Here is a 15,543-nt window from a genome sequence, read left to right as displayed (position 1 = left end):
AAATTAACCAACACCCATTTAATTAAAACTAATTTTCTATAAAATACTTTTATTACTGTTAAATATTAAAAATAAATCCCATACAAGCTTAAAATAATTAATAAAATTTATATAATTATTACTAAAAACTTTAAATAGATTATTCTTTCTAAAAATATTTGATTGAATAATTTAAAAAAATAATTTATTAATTGGAGCTTGGTGATTAAATGGAAATCCATATAGAAAAGGTTGGATTAATAAGATTAAATCCTAACCCTAAAAATAAGCAATTAACATTAAACTTAGACTGGTCTGTAGACTATGAAAACACTGATCAAAAAGTATTAAATTATGATTGCATTTTAAAAAATTATGGCTCTTTTGATATAAAATTAAAAGTTGAAGGTAGAATAATTCTGGAGGAATACGAAAAATTTCAAAAAGAATTATTTTCTCAAATTTTAGTTAAAAAAAGCAGTGATATTCTAATGGAAATGATTAATCTGACAAGACAGAATGTTTATGAAATAAAAAACGAAAACGAAACAACATTTTCAAAAGCATTTTTTGAAAATCAATTGATAAATTGATAGAGTAGTGATATATATGTTAAATTTAAAGCATACAATATGCCCATCATGTAGTACTGGCTGTGGCATAACTTTAATCTCAAATAATAAAGAATTACTTGGAACTTATCCCTACAAAAGACATGAAATTAATGAAGGAAAAAACTGTAAAAATGGCAGATACTGTTTTACAAAATATTCATTTAATAAAATCGATGAACCTTCCATAGTAAATAACGGAAAATTAAATGAATCTGATTTTAAAAGCATTATAGAACAGTTTATAGAAGATATAAAAAATGTAGAACCGGAACAGTTCGGGATTTTATGTTCAGGAAATTCAACAAATGAAGAATTGGATTTGATAAAAAAATTCAGTGAAAACTATGGAAACAAATTATTCTTATATGAAAATGGATTTGTAAACCTTGACAAAACAGCTACAAGTTACGATGACATCAACAATTCCAAAACCATTTTGATTATCGGAGACTTATATGATGAAAACCCTTTAGTTGCCAGAAGAGTAATAATGGCTAAAGAAAATGGTGCAAAAGTTATTTGTGCAGATAATGAAAATAAAAATACCACTTCCATAAACTCCGATAAATATATTCAATTTGACTCTGTAAGTGAATTCCTCGATAGTTTAGATGAAGAAATTTTAGATGAATTAAACGAAGATGCAATTATAATATTCAATAAGGTAGACAATGAAGAAAACTGCCAAAAAATATCTGAAATAGGATTAAAAACCAATGCTAAAATTTTACCTATATACAAAAAATGTAACAGTAAAGGAGCATTAAATAAAATAGATCCTATTAATTTAAATGAATTAAAAGAAGAATTGAAAAATATTGAAGTTTTATTAATTGTCAATGAAAATCCTCTCGATTATATAACTGAAGACGATTTAAACAGCATAAAAAAGATAGTTACCATTTCTTATTTTAAAAATGATATTGTAAATAAAAGCGATTATGTAATTCCTGGAAAACCTTGGGCTTTTAAAGAAGGATCTTACACAAACAGTGTAAATACAAATCAAAACTTTAAAATAGCTGTTCCAGACATTGTAAATGAAAATCTTTCTGAAATTGAAATTTTAATGAAAATTTCCGAAAAATTAGATATTGATTTATAGAAGGTATGTTTATGAGTTCAAATTATATTCTAGCTCGTTCTAAAGACGAAGAGATATTGAAAAAAGCTGCTGTTGGAGGAGCTGTAACCGGAATTTTACAATATTTATTAGACAACAACATTATAGACGGTGTTTTAACATTAAAACCTGAAGATGATATCTATGATGGAATTCCAACTATTGCAACAACCAGTGAAGAATTATTAAAAACAAGCGGTTCACTTCATTGTGCACCAACAATGACTGCAGACCTCATCAGCAAATATTTATCTGATAAAAAAATCGGAATAGCTGTAAAACCATGTGATGCAAAAGCAGTAAATGAATTAATTAAAAGACACAGAATCAATCCTGACAATATTTACACTATAGGACTGAACTGTGGAGGAACAATAAGTCCTATAACAGCACGTGAAATGCTTAAATTATACTATGACATTGATCCAAGTTCTGTTGTTAAAGAAGAAATTGCAAAAGGTAAATTCATAGTTGAATTAGAAGACGGCAGCGAAAAAGCAGTCAGTATCGATGAACTGGAAGAAAACGGATATGGTAGAAGACATAACTGCCAAAGATGTGACCTTAAAGTTCCACGTAATGCAGATATAGCCTGTGGAAACTGGGGTGCTGAAGACGGCTGGACATTCATTGAAATAAATTCAGAAAAAGGAGCAAAAATAGTAAACCAGGCAAAAGCTGAAGGTTACATCGAAGGTAAAACACCTAGTGAAAAAGCTATTGGAATAAGAAGCAAAATAGAAAATCTCATGACAAAAATGGGTGAAAAAGAAAAAACCTCACTTTTAGACGAAGATATTTCCATTGGCTCTGATGAATGGAACAGATGTATTCAATGTTATGCATGTAGAGACATATGTCCAATCTGCTGGTGTAATGAATGTGAATTAGAAAAATCATACTTTGAAAATGAAAACGAAAACTGTCCGCCAAGCGCTATTTCATTCCAGGGTGTAAGATTATCCCACATGGCATTTAGTTGTGTAAACTGCGGACAGTGCGGAGACGTATGTCCTATGGAAATACCTGTTGATAAACTATTCGACAAAATACAAAGAAAATATAAAAATAGAACTGGATATATTGCAGGAATATCCGAAGAGAAACCTCCATTATACAGTCCAAAAAAAGAGATTTTATAAAATAAAAGGTGATAATATGAGTGATGTTAAAATAGTAGGATTATTATGTAATTGGTGTTGTTATGGTGGTGCAGATACTGCCGGGACTGCAAGAATGCAATATCCTCCAAACATTAGAATTATAAGAGTAATGTGTTCTGGCAGAATTAACCCGTCTTTAGTTTTTAAAGCATTTAAAGAAGGTGCTGACGGAGTATTTGTAGGGGGATGTCATCTTGGAGATTGTCACTATGATGCAGGAAATTATAAATGGAACAGAAGAGCATTTATGGTTCAAGACATTGTAGAAGAATTTGGTATTGAAAAAGAAAGATTTAAATTTGAATGGGTATCTGCTTCAGAAGGTGAAAAATTCCAAAAAACAATGGAAGAATTTGAAAAAACAGTCAGCAAATTAGGTCCTTTGAATTTAGAATAAAAAAGAGGTTTTGAAATGATTATTTTTAATACTGACGATTGTATTAAATGTGAAGCCTGCGAAGGAATATGTCCTTCAAATGCTATAAAAGTACAACCTAATAACATAATTCACTGCGATACCTGTGGCGATTCCCCCAAATGTGCTGAAATATGTCCCAATGATGCATTAAAAGTAGACTTTTTAACACTTGAAGAAGGTGGCGCCCAGCAAGCAAGATTAATTTTTAATGGCCTAAAATGTGATCAGTGCGGAAAATGTGTAGAAACATGCCCTCAAAACACTATAACACTAACCAACAATCCTAAAATTCCTCTTGAAGGATTTTGTGTCATGTGTCAGCAATGTGTTGAAATATGTCCTTTGGATTATGTAGGAATTGAAGGCATTAAAGATCCAAATCATCGTGAACTCAATATTGAAGGACCGATTTATATTGAAAACTGTGTTGGGTGCGGAACCTGTATTGAAGAATGTCCTGTACAGGCAATCAGTTTAAATGAACTTGGCGAACCAATAGAAATTAATTCTGAAATTTGCATTAAATGCGGTGTTTGTTCTCAAACCTGTCCATGGAATGCAGTATTTATCTCTGAAAAAATTCCAACAAAAAGAACAAAAGAAATTACTGAGTTTAAACTAAATGAATCCTCATGTATAGGTTGTAAAACATGTGTTGAAATATGTCCCGGAGACTTTATTAAATTCAATACCAACAATCTAACAATAACTCTTCCAAAAATGTGTGCAGCATGCGGTTTATGTGAAAAAATGTGTTCAGTAAATGCAATTTCATTAAATGTAAAACTCCATGACGCAACACCATGTACTGAAGAGGGAGTAGTTTGTGATGCAGAAAAATGTGACCATATCGGAGCATGTGCAATGAAATGTCCTACACAAGCTATTCATGTGGTTACAAAAACAGGAATGTCCGTTCCGGAACAGATAAAAAGTGATGAAGACCCTTTATTTAAAAGTTGTATACGCTGCGGAGCATGTGCATCATCTTGTCCGAATAATGCATTAACACTGGATACGGAATTTGAAATAAATAAAAATGGCACACTTATAAAAAGACCAAGAATACAATATAATCCATCAAAATGTGACCAATGTGGAGACTGTGTAAACAGCTGCCCATATAATATGCTAAAAACAACAGATAATCCTAAACTTCCAATAGCAGGATTCTGTACATTATGTGGACAATGTATCGAAACATGTCCTGAAAAAGCTTTAAGTTACAAATAGGTGTTAAACACCTATTCTTTTTTTATTTTAAACCTATTCAATTTTATTATATTACTCTTATTAAAAACATCTCTCCCAATTTATATAAATTTAATAATTCTATTTTACATCTAATGAATTTATGATTATAACAGATAAATCAAATAGAAAATTGCATATTACTTAAAAAATACAAACTACATTATAATAAATAAAAAAGAGAGTTGTTTTTTATGAATGCAAATAAAAAAAGAGATTTTATTGTTATAACTGTAGCCTCTCTTGCCACATTTTACGGCGCATACATGGGAAATGTTACGCCTGTTGCACTGCCTAAAATGGCTGAAATTTTTGGATTAAGTAATATAATGCAAAATTGGGTTACAAATATATTTTTATTAACAATGGGAGTATTAGCTATTCCTTTAGGAAAGCTCTGCAGCAGATATGGAGTTAAGAAAACATTTATTTATTCTGTAATTTTAATGTTAATCGGAAGTATTGGAACTCCCCTATCACACACAATTCCGGAATTATTAATATTCAGAGTAATTCAGGGAATCGGAGGTGCCGGTCTTTGTGTAGATTCAATGTTAATAATTGCTGAGGCAATAAGTCCTGAAAAAAGAGGTCAGGCACTGGGAATAACTGTAAGCTGCACATATATCGGAATTGCACTGGCACCAGTACTTGGAGGCAGTCTAACCTATAATTTCGGCTGGGAATCCATATTCTGGGTAATGATTCCATTTATATTATTAAACCTAATATTACTTTTTACAATAAAAGAGGAATGGTTCAAATACCAAAATGAAAAATTCGACTTGAAAGGTTCTATAGTCTTTGCAATTGGAATCTTATTATTGATTTACGGATTTTCAATATTTAATACAACAATAGGATTCATAATAACTGTTGCTGGAGTGCTTTTACTGATTTTATTTGGTAAAATTGAGTTAAACTCCAAATATCCTGCATATGACATAAAATTATATAAAAATAAGAAATTTTTATCAAGCAATATAGCCAGTATATTAAGTTACATAGCTACCTTTGTAGTAACTACAATTGTCAATTACAATTTCCAGTATGTTCGCGGTTTTGATTCACAGCTTTCAGGACTGATTTTAATTACATTCCCATTATTAATGGCTATTGTAGCTCCAGCAGCCGGAAAATTATCTGATAGAATTGATCCTCAAAAAATTGCAACAATCGGAATGATAATTGTAACTGTCGGTTTAATCCTGCTTGTACCTCTTGATAAAGACACATCAATTGTAATTGTACTTGTATCACTTGCATTGCAGGGTATAGGCTACGGATTATTCGCAAGTCCAAACATCAACACTATAATGAGCAGTGTTCCTCCAAAAGATACTCCAATGGCATCAAGTGCAGTAGCTACAATGAGAATACTTGGTCAAACATTAAGTACTGGAATATTAACTGTGATTTTTGCAATAATGATGGGAAATGTAATAATTCAGCCATCTAACTATCCTCAGCTTATTTCCTGTTCCCAAATAACATTACTGATTATAACCGTAATCAGTGCTCTTTGTTTTATTGTCTGCCATATAGGCTACAAATCCAAGGACAAACTGTATTTTTAAATTGGAAAAAAGAGTTTAAAAGATAGCTGTTTATAACAAAACAGCTATTAATTTTATTTTAAATTAATGTGTTATGTTCACACATCGGATCTTTCATGATAATATTTCTTTTTAAACGATATTTCAAAAAATAAAGAATCCACTGATTAGATAATTCTTTTAAGCTATCGTCATCTAATTTTAAATCATTGAAAAAGAAATCCATTTCATTTCCGCCAACAGCAATAGCTAATTCCTCAGTTTCAAGTAAAACAAAGAAATCATTTCTGATATTATGAATATCAAACTCCCCATCTAAAGATAGGACTTTATCTTTGGCATAATTATAAAAAAAGGTATTCAGATATTCAAAATCCAAAAATTTAATTTTTTCCACTTTTAAAACAAAATCTTCATTAATGAAATGGTTTTTAAAATCAAAATTAGCTAAAAACTCAGCATCCCAGATGTTATTATAAAAAAAGACAATAAATGACTTGTCTGAAAATCTGAAGGATAAATTTAAACTATCATTATATTTAGGGTTTCCCAACTCAACATCACTAAATTCCAGATATATTGAATCTTGAGCTATTTCTAAAGAATCCCACATTCCAAAAGAAGTTATAACTTCCTCAATTAAATTTAATGATTTTGAATTCATTTTCAAACACCTAATTATTATTTATATATGCTTCAAAAGCGCCTTCCATTTCATATTCCTTATTTTCATCAAAAATTTTATCCCATTCAATGGAAATTTCAATCTGGTTGTTAACTGTTTCGTCCCAATTAACATCAAAATTAGATTCTTTTAAAGTGCTGAAAACAATTTTTCCGATTTCCAAAGCCTTATCAGGACTATTCTCAAAATCTCCAAAAGTGATTTTCAGTTTATTGTTTTCAATAGCTTCCTCAACATCTTCAAATGTGTAAAAACAAAAACCCACAGGGTCATATTTATTGTTTTTCAGATGAACAAATAACTCAAAGGCATCAGTTACTCCCTCTTCAATATCATAACCGCAGTTATGGATAGCTATAATGTTTTCACCGGATAATTTGATAAAGGCATTTTCCAATACTTTAAAGTTAGAGTTATCCTTCTGACTAAAAGATATTTCAATATTGGAAAAATCAATGTCATCTTCAATGAACTGCTCTTCCAATATTTCTATAATATCTTCCCTGTTGAAAAACCCAGAATTAGCTAATAATTCTTTTGTATATTCTATTTCATCAACTAATTCCTGATTCATAAAATCACTCATCTTCTAAAAGCATTTGAATGTGAGTTACATTACCTCTTTCAGTAAAACTTGTAATAATACGACTTTCACCAAGTTTAGCGACAGCAAACTCTTCTTTCTGTTTGAAAGGATAACCCTTAAGTTTTGTATATGATTCAAAAGCTATTTTTGGGAAAATTTCAAAATTCTTCTGGAAAGTGTAGAATGTATCTCTGAATTTAAGAACTGAATTGTTTTCAACTATCAAATCAGATTTAATAGCTACAAAGATATCCAATCCTTCCATATTAACTCCATAGTATCCGTCCATTTTTAAAATAGAAGTAGCTACCATTGCCCATATATGACAATCATCAAAAGTTGTTTCAAATTCAGGAGTTGTAAATTGGCCGATTTCATATTTTAAACCGATTTCATGAATTTCTTTTGCAGCTTCAATTAGACTTTCATCAAATCCTATATTTTCATTATCCCATGCCCAGGACCATTTTTTAGCTTCTTCATTGAAGAAACCTAAAATCTGAACATTAAATGAAATATCGTCACTAAATGTTAAGACACCTTTTTCAATATCCAACTGACCTTCCAAATCTCCGATTAATTCTGATAAGTTTTCCTGTTTATCTAAACCTAAAGCACCGTATTTAGATAAGATAACTTTAAATGAGTCACCCTGTTCAATTTCAACTGGTTTTTCAATTTTCCTCACAAAAAACACCTAAAAATTTAATTTGGAAATTCTGTCCATTGCTTCTTTAGTATTTTCTAAAGTATTGAATGCAGTAAGTCTCAAATAACCTTCACCACTTGGTCCGAATCCTGAACCTGGAGTTCCAACTACATTAGCTTCATTTAATAATAAATCAAAGAAAGCCCAGGAATCCATGTTATTTGGAGTTTTAACCCATATATAAGGTGAATTGACTCCACCATAAACTTCAAGACCTAATTTTTCCAAGCTAGATTTGATTACTTTTGCATTTTCCATATAATAATCAATTATTTCTTTAATTTCTTTTTTACCATCATCAGAATAAACTGCAGCTGCTGCAACCTGAACAGGATATGAAACACCATTGAATTTTGTAGTTTGTCTTCTGTTCCATAACTGGTTTAACTGAACTTCATTGCCTTTACTGTCATAACCTGCCACTTCTTTAGGAACAACAGTATAAGCACAACGGGTACCTGTGAAACCAGCCATTTTAGAAAAGCTTCTGAATTCAATAGCTACATTTTTAGCACCTTCAATTTCATAAATAGTATGAGGCACATCATCTTCACGAATGAAACATTCATATGCTGCATCAAATAAAATAATTGCTTTATGTTCAATTGCATAATCAACAAAGACTTTTAATTGATCATAAGTAAGAGTAGTACCTGTCGGATTATTTGGATAACATAAGTAAATAATATCCACATCTTCTTCCGGAAGTTCCGGAACAAATCCGTTTTCTGCATTGCATTTTAAGTATGTAAGTCCTTCATACATACCGTCATCTTTCATTTCACCAGTTCTTCCAGCCATTACATTAGTATCAACATATACAGTATAAACCGGATCAGTAACAGCTATTTTATTACCTAAATCAAAAATTTCTTGAATATTACCGGTATCACATTTAGCTCCGTCACTAATAAATACTTCATCAGTGTCAAGAGAAACTCCGAACGGTTCAAAATCATTTTTAATAATTTCTTCAGCTAAAAAATCATATCCCTGTTCAGGACCATAACCTCTGAATGTATCAGCATTACCCATTTCATCTACAGCACCCTGGAATGCTTTAATAACACTAGGAGCTAACGGTTTGGTAACATCTCCAATACCCATTTTAATAATATCCGCATCAGGATTATTTTTTTGGAATTCAGCTTCTCTTCTTGCTACTTCAACAAAAAGATAACTACTTTTTAATTTAAGATAGTTTTCATTAATTTTAACAACCATGATTGAACCTCATATAATTATTAATATAATTTATATTTTAGCTATCAGAATATATAAACTAACTGTTTTTTAAAAATTTTAAAAAATATAAAACTATATAATTATAAATAACTGATATATAATTATAAATAACTGATATATAATTATAAGTTATAAAATTTTAATAAGGAAGTGGAGAAAAAATGAATGAAACTACCATATTAGTGTGGATTAATATTGCGATAGTCGGTATAATTGCCATAATTATCGTAAAACTGTATTTTAGAAAAGATGAATTAGAAAAAGACGACTCTCCTTTATTGTCAAAGGACAGTTTAAACAAATTAAGTCAATCCAGTGAAAATAATTTATCAAAAACCGCACCCAATAAATCTTTTGTTTCAACATACTTCTCTAAACAAGACCAGCCTAAAGGTACTTCCTTAAGAAAACAAGGCCAAATACCGGAAGATAACTTCAATAGTTATATTGTTCCTGAAACCAACGAACATCTATTTTCCGATAAATCAGAAAATGAAGAAGATCCTGCGAAACATATAAATTTTAATTATGAAACCAAAGTTCAAAAGTTTCAAGAACCAATAAACGAAACCCAGATGGATATTATGAGTAAAAATAACAAAAACACCAAAAAAGAAATAAATGAAAATAATATTTCATTGGAAGAAAAACCAAAACATGAATTAAAAGATTTATTCAGTATCGACGAATTGATTAAAGAATCAAAAAGAAAAGATAGTAAAAGGGAAAAAGAATCTAAAACCATTAAAAAAGAAAAAGAAGATACTACAGAAATTAAAGAAAGTATCAAACAAAGAAAAGCAGGCAAAAAAGAAGACGATCCTATAACTGAAATCAAAAGTGAGTCCATTACTGAAACACCTGCTGAAAGTAAAGAAACTAATCTTTATGATGTTATTAATGATGCATCTAAAGATAAGACTGAAGAAAAACCAAGTGCTGAAGATATAACTAATGCAATCAAAGCTGATGAAAAAGAGGACAAAACACCAAAAGATGAAAGTGTTGCAGAAGTTTTAGGCAAAGGTAAAAAAGAAGAAAGTGCTGACGTTTCAAAAGAAGACAATGTTAAAGATCTTTTAACTGAAGATAAAGAAGACAAAACACCTGATGAAGGAAATGTTGCAGACGTTTTAGCTAACAATGATGAAATAAAAACACCAAGTTTAAAATCTCCAACTAAAATCAATTCAAAAGAAAACGAATTAAGTGTTCTTCCAGCTGTTGAAGAAGATTATGAATTTGGAGCTCCATTAGAAGAATCTGAATTATTTAAAGATGAAGAAGAAACAGAAGAAAATGAATTAGGTGATTTAGATTACAGAAAAGATTTGGCTAAAATAACAAACTCCATTAAAAATTCCAAAATATTTAATGAAGTAAAAGAAAAACTTGCTCCGGAAACCCCAATAACTGAAGAAAAACACATTGCAGATGAAATGTATTTAAGAAATGTTGGCGCATACAATGAAGAACCTGCATTTCCGGAATATGAACCTATTGTAAATGAAAGACATGAAGACTATCCTAGTGACTATGATTATCAGGAACAAAGTCCGGAACAATTACTAAGACAGGAAAATACCCGTAAAGTATTTAACATGGCTAAAAATTCCGAAACAGAAAACACACTTAGAATGAATGAATCTTCAGGTGCAAGCGACATTAAAATAAAAGAAAAACCGGAAAAAAATAATCTTAAAATAAAAATAAACAATGATGAAGTAATTCTTCGTAAAGGTGCTGAAATCATCTTTAAACATGACGGTGAATCATATTCAAGTAAAGTCTATGGAATCAGAGGTAATGACATATCTGTAAAATACAGAGGTAAAAAAATTACCATCAATTCAAAAGACATTAAAAAAATATATTAAAATAAGAAAAAATTTTTCTTATTTTTTTATTCATTTAACCTGTAACTTTCTTTTTCTACTATATATTTTGCTTTTCCTATTTTTAATGAACGAATCATATTTAAATAAAAATCATCCAATTCTGCATCCGCATAAGGATATACAAATTCAAAAGAATACAGATTATTGTCTTTAACAAATAGGAATTCATTGCAACGGGCAGATACTTCACCATCATCTATAGAAGAAATAGCTGAGTAATAAATATCTTCATTAATAGGGAGAAAATCAGAGAAAATCAATTCTCCATTACCATTTTCAAAGTTTTTTTCAATACTTTCTTTGATATCAACCAATCCAGCCAGTGTAGGAGTAACTGATACCTTAATAGTCATAGGTTTTGTTGGATCAACTAAAACTAACTCAACAAATTCCTCTGTGCTGTTTATGCTTTGAAATCCTTTAGGAATTGGGAGAGTGATATATCCGTTAGTAAACAGTGTCATGATTTCTACCTATTTATGAGCATAATAAAATACTAACTCATTATCTTTAATTTCATCCAAACGGGCAAATCCAACTCTTTCAAATTGCACTACATCCCCAACTTTTAAATCTTTTAGTGCTCCTTCACCAAGACCTGTTTTTGTAGATGCATCATCCATAACAATACTTACATTAACATTGTCTTCAACCGGAACCCATTGAATGATTTTAGCTTTCAAATCTCTTGCCTGTTCAAAAGAAGTTGAATTATAAGTAATTTTATCTCCGTCAATATCAACATTTACTGCATCCATCAACCGAGATATTCCATCTTTAACGTCTTCACTAGCCAAATATGCTTTTCCTGCAAAGGGCAATATTCTGTTTCCCCTGTCTTCATGGTCTGCATGTAATGGCCTTTCGATATCAACAGCTCCATCTTCATATCCGTCAACAGTTATTTCAACCGGATTTTCTACAAAGAAATAACGGTTAGCTATTGGTTCTAAGAAATTACGATTCAATCCGTAAATCTTTTTCCAGCTAATAGCTGAATCAGACATTTTAACTCCGATTTCAGTAATTAAATTGTATATTGTCTGAGGCTGGATTCCCCTTCTGGCTATTGCTTTTAAGGTACCTAATCTCGGATCATCCCATCCTGAGTATTTACCTGAGCTGATTCCTTCCAGAGCTTTAGAAGTACTTAATGCAATGTCTTCCATTTTTAACCTACCATAATGGATAAATTCAGGAACATCCCATCCCATATGGTCATAAAGGTATTTCTGTTTTTCACTGTTTGCCAAATGGTCTTTTCCTCTAAGTACATGACTCATACCCATTAGATGATCGTCCACAGCTACTGAAAAGTTCATCATAGGGTAAACTCTGTATTTATTCCCTAAACGTGGGTGGGTTTCTTCTACAATACGCATAGCTACCCAGTCACGAATAGCCGGATTTTTATGATTGATATCTGTTTTTACTCTTAAAACAGCTTCTCCAGCATGCATCTGATCAAATTTATCCCATAATTCAAGGTTTTTCTCAACACTGTTGTCCCTACATGGGCAAGGTTTACAGTTATCTTTAAGCTCCTTAAATGTAGCACCGTCACATGTACACATGTAAGCAGCACCTTTTTCTATCAATTGGCGAGCATAATCATAATAAATCTCAAATCTGTCACTTTGATAGTAAACTTCATCTGCTTTTATTCCCAGCCATTCCAAATCCTGAGGAATCAAATCATATGCAGGTTCGAAAACTCTTTTAGGGTCAGTATCTTCTATTCTTAAAATAAGTTTACCGCCATATCTTTTAACATATTCTGCATTTGGAACTGCTGCACGGGCATGACCAATGTGTAGAGGTCCGCTTGGGTTTGGAGCAAATCTCATTACTACATTATCATGAGAACCTGGAAGCTCCTGAAGACCTTCTTCTTTTTTCTGTTTATTTTCTTTTACTTCCACATGATATTTAGCCATTTGAGCTGACTGTTCATCTTCACTTAATTTGTTAACCTGAGCTACAATTTTTCCTGCAATTGGACCAATTTCTTTTGCTCTACTTCTTAAATCCGGTTCCTGACTCATAATTGAACCAATAACTGCCCCCGGATTTGCACTTCCTTTATGCTTAGCAGCATTTAATAAAGCATGTTTATAGACAATTTCTTCTAAATCATTCATAAAATCATCATCACAATTTATATAAAAATAGTAATTAATAATATAATTTATTTACTTGAAAATATATAAATATTCACTAAGAGTAGTTATTTATTTTTACGGAGTTGAATAAAAACTTAGGTATGATATAATGAGCAGTAAGCTTGAACAAGCAAAAGAGTTAATAAAAAATGAAGAATATAAAAAAGCTCTCGATATAGCTAAAAAAAGACATGGAAACGATAAAATAAATGAATACTTGATTATTTTAGACTTATTAATTCAAGAAAAATATTTGCCTGCAATTGAAGAAAGGGGTCACTATCACCAATATTACGACCCAAATCATGACAATGGAGATTACGGTGAAAAATATTTTGATATGTACTTGGAAATAGAGCCCCAGTCAATTAACGGATTATGTGATAAAGCAATGTCTTTATCCAATAAAAATAAATTAACAGAAGCTATTGGATATATGGATAAGGCTTTTAAAAATTATGATGCATATTCTCAAAAAGAAGAGCCTAGAATTAGCCATGAAGAAGTTAGAATGGGTAAAATTGAGCTTTTAATGCAGGACAATCAAAATAAAAAAGCATTAAATGAAATAAACAAATATGAAAAGAAATTCGGTCAAAATAAAAAAGAAATTTTCTACAAAGGCCAGCTTCTTGAAAAAACCGGCGAATATGAAAAGGCACTGGAATATCTGGATAAAAGTTTAGATGAAGACCACACAATAATAGCTTTAAATTCAAAAGGAAATGCATTATATGAATTGGGAGAATATAAAAAAGCTTTGGATTCCTATAATTCATGCATTACTCATGAAAAAGATGTTAAAGATGACTTGGAGTTAGTTACTAATTTCAATTATAAGGCTGCATTTTGTAATGTTGAACTTGGAAACTATGATGAAGCGGTCAAGCATTTAAACAAAACCATTGACATGTTGAATGAAAAGGGCAGATTAGATAAAAACCTTGAAGATATTTATCAAAAATGTTCCTTTGAAAAAGACAGATTAATGTATAAAAATAATGTGGAAGACAAACGCTTCAGTAATTTTAAATTCCTATCTACAAAAACATCAATAATTGCCCTTATAATTATTATAATAGCTTATATTATCTTAAAAATTATTGGATACTAGTGATACTAAATGAAAATGATTAGACTTGGGAAAACAAATTATAAAGTTAACAAAAATGGATTCGGAGCACTTCCAATACAAAGAAGAAATAAAAAGGATTCCATCGAAATCATACAAAAGGCATATAATAATGGAATCAATTTCTATGATACTGCCCGTTTTTATACAGACAGTGAGGAAAAATTAGGTGCCAGTCTTAATGAAGTACGGGAAAATGTAATTATTGCAACAAAAACCGGAGCTGAAAATGCAGAGGATTTCTGGAAGGATTTAGAAACTTCCCTTAAAAATCTTCAAACAGATTATGTGGAAATTTACCAGTTCCATAATCTTCCATTTTGTCCAAAACCTAATGACGGATCAGGACTTTATGAAGCAATGCTGGAAGCTAAAGACGAAGGGAAAATAAAACATATCGGAATTACTTCACATAAATTTACAATAGCCAAACAAGCTCTTTCAAGCGGACTTTATGAAACACTGCAATTTCCGTTTTCATATTTAACCGATGCTCAGGAACTAAATCTGGTTGAAAAATGTAAAAAATTAGATGTCGGATTTTTGGCCATGAAAGCTATGGGCGGAGGATTAATCACAAACTCAAAAGCAGCATATTCATTTATGGCAAATTATGATAATGTATTGCCTATCTGGGGAATTCAAAGAGAGTCAGAATTGGATGAATTTATATCCTATCAGGAAAATCCTCCGGTTTTAGATGATAAATTAAAAACCGCTATAAAAAAAGACAAACAGGAACTGGGAGACGACTTCTGTCGAGGATGCGGCTATTGTATGCCCTGTCCAAATGATATTGAGATTAATACATGTGCCAGAATGTCTTTATGGATTAGAAGAATGCCTACACAGCCTAGTTTAAGTGAAGATTTCCAATCTAAAATGAAACAGGCCAAAAAATGTGATGAATGTAGAGAATGTATTAAAAAATGTCCCTACAGTTTAAATATCCCTCAATTACTTAAAGAAAATATTCAGGATTATGAAAATATCTTAAACGGAAAAACCATCGTAGATTGATA

General features: G+C 30.8%; 15 protein-coding genes. 9 read left to right on the top strand and 6 right to left on the bottom strand.

Annotation, left to right across the window (positions count from 1 at the left end):
• The first annotated feature begins 209 nt into the window (after positions 1-209).
• The 6 genes from MSM_RS07365 to MSM_RS07340 all read left to right on the top strand — a co-directional run bounded on the left by MSM_RS07365 (position 210) and on the right by MSM_RS07340 (position 6,125).
• On the top strand, positions 210-572 hold the full coding sequence (locus tag MSM_RS07365; RefSeq protein WP_011954526.1) for a hypothetical protein: 363 nt from the start codon (positions 210-212) through the stop codon (positions 570-572).
• A gap of 16 nt (positions 573-588) precedes the next feature.
• Positions 589-1,698, top strand: coding sequence for a molybdopterin-dependent oxidoreductase (locus MSM_RS07360; protein ID WP_011954525.1), 1,110 nt, complete (start codon positions 589-591; stop codon positions 1,696-1,698).
• A gap of 11 nt (positions 1,699-1,709) precedes the next feature.
• Positions 1,710-2,858 (top strand): Coenzyme F420 hydrogenase/dehydrogenase, beta subunit C-terminal domain, encoded by a 1,149-nt coding sequence (locus MSM_RS07355; RefSeq protein ID WP_011954524.1) that lies wholly within the window; start codon positions 1,710-1,712, stop codon positions 2,856-2,858.
• Between the two features lie 16 nt (positions 2,859-2,874).
• Complete coding sequence (locus tag MSM_RS07350) at positions 2,875-3,276, top strand: hydrogenase iron-sulfur subunit (protein ID WP_011954523.1); 402 nt, start codon at positions 2,875-2,877, stop codon at positions 3,274-3,276.
• Positions 3,277-3,291: 15 nt separating this feature from the next.
• Complete coding sequence (locus MSM_RS07345; protein WP_011954522.1) at positions 3,292-4,530, top strand: 4Fe-4S binding protein; 1,239 nt, start codon at positions 3,292-3,294, stop codon at positions 4,528-4,530.
• A 212-nt stretch (positions 4,531-4,742) separates the two neighbouring features.
• Positions 4,743-6,125, top strand: coding sequence for an MFS transporter (locus MSM_RS07340; RefSeq protein WP_011954521.1), 1,383 nt, complete (start codon positions 4,743-4,745; stop codon positions 6,123-6,125).
• 58 nt (positions 6,126-6,183) lie between these two features.
• Here MSM_RS07340 and MSM_RS07335 read toward each other — a convergent pair whose 3' ends face one another.
• Genes MSM_RS07335 through MSM_RS07320 form a run of 4 tightly spaced genes read right to left on the bottom strand, consistent with a single transcriptional unit; the run spans position 6,184 to position 9,308 of the window.
• On the bottom strand, positions 6,184-6,768 hold the full coding sequence (locus MSM_RS07335; protein WP_011954520.1) for a hypothetical protein: 585 nt from the start codon (positions 6,766-6,768) through the stop codon (positions 6,184-6,186).
• Positions 6,769-6,778: 10 nt separating this feature from the next.
• Complete coding sequence (locus tag MSM_RS07330) at positions 6,779-7,363, bottom strand: DUF6891 domain-containing protein (RefSeq protein WP_011954519.1); 585 nt, start codon at positions 7,361-7,363, stop codon at positions 6,779-6,781.
• 4 nt (positions 7,364-7,367) lie between these two features.
• Positions 7,368-8,063, bottom strand: coding sequence for a DUF6882 domain-containing protein (locus MSM_RS07325; protein ID WP_011954518.1), 696 nt, complete (start codon positions 8,061-8,063; stop codon positions 7,368-7,370).
• Positions 8,064-8,072: 9 nt separating this feature from the next.
• Entirely contained in the window at positions 8,073-9,308 is a 1,236-nt protein-coding gene (locus MSM_RS07320; RefSeq protein ID WP_004033324.1) for an LL-diaminopimelate aminotransferase, read from the bottom strand.
• A 182-nt stretch (positions 9,309-9,490) separates the two neighbouring features.
• Between MSM_RS07320 and MSM_RS07315 the strand changes: the two genes are divergently transcribed.
• Positions 9,491-11,206 (top strand): hypothetical protein, encoded by a 1,716-nt coding sequence (locus MSM_RS07315; RefSeq protein WP_011954517.1) that lies wholly within the window; start codon positions 9,491-9,493, stop codon positions 11,204-11,206.
• Positions 11,207-11,232: 26 nt separating this feature from the next.
• Here the strand turns inward: MSM_RS07315 and MSM_RS07310 are convergent, their stop codons facing one another.
• Positions 11,233-11,691: a hypothetical protein gene (locus MSM_RS07310; RefSeq protein WP_004033322.1), complete on the bottom strand. Its 459-nt coding sequence runs from the start codon at positions 11,689-11,691 to the stop codon at positions 11,233-11,235.
• 9 nt (positions 11,692-11,700) lie between these two features.
• Positions 11,701-13,368 carry a glutamate--tRNA ligase gene (locus MSM_RS07305; protein ID WP_004035429.1) on the bottom strand — a complete coding sequence of 556 codons (1,668 nt, stop codon included), beginning with the start codon at positions 13,366-13,368 and terminating at the stop codon, positions 11,701-11,703.
• 130 nt (positions 13,369-13,498) lie between these two features.
• Here MSM_RS07305 and MSM_RS07300 point away from each other — a divergent pair, with 130 nt between their 5' ends.
• Both MSM_RS07300 and MSM_RS07295 read left to right on the top strand, forming a co-directional pair.
• Positions 13,499-14,503 carry a tetratricopeptide repeat protein gene (locus MSM_RS07300; protein WP_011954516.1) on the top strand — a complete coding sequence of 335 codons (1,005 nt, stop codon included), beginning with the start codon at positions 13,499-13,501 and terminating at the stop codon, positions 14,501-14,503.
• Positions 14,504-14,512: 9 nt separating this feature from the next.
• Entirely contained in the window at positions 14,513-15,541 is a 1,029-nt protein-coding gene (locus MSM_RS07295; RefSeq protein ID WP_011954515.1) for an aldo/keto reductase, read from the top strand.
• Positions 15,542-15,543 lie beyond the last annotated feature (2 nt).

Origin of the sequence: Methanobrevibacter smithii ATCC 35061 (assembly GCF_000016525.1) — an archaeon.
GTDB lineage: Archaea > Methanobacteriota > Methanobacteria > Methanobacteriales > Methanobacteriaceae > Methanocatella > Methanocatella smithii.
This window is presented reverse-complemented; position numbering and strand designations above follow the sequence as displayed.

Bases quoted from the DNA above. Each gene is read 5' to 3' on its own strand.
- MSM_RS07365 (WP_011954526.1), top strand. From the start codon at position 210: ATGGAAATCCATATAGAAAAGGTTGGATTAATAAGATTAAATCCTAAC.
- MSM_RS07360 (WP_011954525.1), top strand. From the start codon at position 589: ATGTTAAATTTAAAGCATACAATATGCCCATCATGTAGTACTGGCTGT.
- MSM_RS07355 (WP_011954524.1), top strand. From the start codon at position 1,710: ATGAGTTCAAATTATATTCTAGCTCGTTCTAAAGACGAAGAGATATTG.
- MSM_RS07350 (WP_011954523.1), top strand. From the start codon at position 2,875: ATGAGTGATGTTAAAATAGTAGGATTATTATGTAATTGGTGTTGTTAT.
- MSM_RS07345 (WP_011954522.1), top strand. From the start codon at position 3,292: ATGATTATTTTTAATACTGACGATTGTATTAAATGTGAAGCCTGCGAA.
- MSM_RS07340 (WP_011954521.1), top strand. From the start codon at position 4,743: ATGAATGCAAATAAAAAAAGAGATTTTATTGTTATAACTGTAGCCTCT.
- MSM_RS07335 (WP_011954520.1), bottom strand. From the start codon at position 6,768: ATGAATTCAAAATCATTAAATTTAATTGAGGAAGTTATAACTTCTTTT.
- MSM_RS07330 (WP_011954519.1), bottom strand. From the start codon at position 7,363: ATGAATCAGGAATTAGTTGATGAAATAGAATATACAAAAGAATTATTA.
- MSM_RS07320 (WP_004033324.1), bottom strand. From the start codon at position 9,308: ATGGTTGTTAAAATTAATGAAAACTATCTTAAATTAAAAAGTAGTTAT.
- MSM_RS07315 (WP_011954517.1), top strand. From the start codon at position 9,491: ATGAATGAAACTACCATATTAGTGTGGATTAATATTGCGATAGTCGGT.
- MSM_RS07310 (WP_004033322.1), bottom strand. From the start codon at position 11,691: ATGACACTGTTTACTAACGGATATATCACTCTCCCAATTCCTAAAGGA.
- MSM_RS07305 (WP_004035429.1), bottom strand. From the start codon at position 13,368: ATGAATGATTTAGAAGAAATTGTCTATAAACATGCTTTATTAAATGCT.
- MSM_RS07300 (WP_011954516.1), top strand. From the start codon at position 13,499: ATGAGCAGTAAGCTTGAACAAGCAAAAGAGTTAATAAAAAATGAAGAA.
- MSM_RS07295 (WP_011954515.1), top strand. From the start codon at position 14,513: ATGAAAATGATTAGACTTGGGAAAACAAATTATAAAGTTAACAAAAAT.